This window comes from Priestia sp. P1_B12_1, from assembly GCF_056406695.1.
On the sequence record NZ_JBFTZR010000059.1, the window covers coordinates 1 to 1,241 of the forward strand.

At 49.1% G+C, this 1,241-nt stretch carries 1 protein-coding gene; it reads left to right on the forward strand.

The window, feature by feature from the left end; all coding sequences use genetic code 11:
• Positions 1-1,241: cadherin-like domain-containing protein (locus tag AC1D0Y_RS29450; RefSeq protein ID WP_477708447.1), on the forward strand; the 1,241-nt coding region annotated here is incomplete at both ends.

The following is a 1,241-nucleotide window of genomic DNA, read 5'->3' on the forward strand; positions in this document are numbered from 1 at the left end:
GCGGATGGAACATTTAGCTACCAGCCGAATTTAAATTTTAATGGGACGGATCAGTTTACGGTATTGGTCTCAGACGGTCAGGGAGGAACAGCCGTTTCAACGGTGACAGTAATTGTCACGCCAGTGAACGATGCACCGACGGTGCCAAATTACACGTTTAGTACGCAGGAAGATAGCCCCGTGGTAGGAGCGATAGTAGGGACAGATGTGGATGGAAACCCACTCAGTTATCAGCTTCAAGCTGCGCCTACCAACGGAGTGGCGGGAGTGAACGCGRAYGGAACATTTAGCTACCAGCCGAATTTAAATTTTAATGGGACGGATCAGTTTACGGTATTGGTTTCAGAYGGYCAGGGAGGAACGGCGGTTTCSACSGTRACCATCAATGTWATYCCGGTAAATGATCCCCCAATTACGTCCAATGTCAGCTTTACGATTGCAGAAGATAGCACGTTAATCAATCAAGTAGTGGCAGTAGATCCCGACGGAGACCCGTTAACGTTTAGCCTGCAAGCAGCACCGGGCCATGGAGTAGCCGTGGTGAACGCGGATGGAACATTTAGCTACCAGCCAAATTTAAATTTTAATGGGACGGATCAGTTTACGGTATTGGTCTCAGACGGTCAGGGAGGAACGGCGGTTTCGACGGTGACGGTAATCATCACACCAGTGAACGATGCCCCCACGGTGCCAAACTACACGTTTAGTACGCAAGAAGATAGCCCTGTTGTAGGAGCAGTCGTAGGGACCGACGTGGATGGAAACCCACTCAGTTATCAGCTGCAAAATAGACCAACAAATGGAACGGCTGTGGTGAACGCGGATGGAACATTTAGCTACCAGCCGAATTTAAATTTTAATGGGACGGATCAGTTTACGGTATTGGTCTCAGACGRTCARGGAGGAACGGCGGTTTCGACSGTRACCATCAATGTWATYCCGGTAAATGATCCCCCAATTACGTCCAATGTCAGCTTTACGATTGCGGAAGACAGTACGCTAATCAATCAAATTGTGGCGGTAGATCCAGATGGGAATTCGTTAACGTTTAGCCTGCAAATAGCCCCTGGCAACGGAGTAGCCGTGGTGAACGCGGATGGAACATTTAGCTACCAGCCGAATTTAAATTTTAATGGGACGGATCAGTTTACGGTATTGGTCTCAGACGGTCAGGGAGGAACAGCCGTTTCAACGGTGACAGTAATTGTCACGCCAGTGAACGATGCACCGACGGTGCCAAA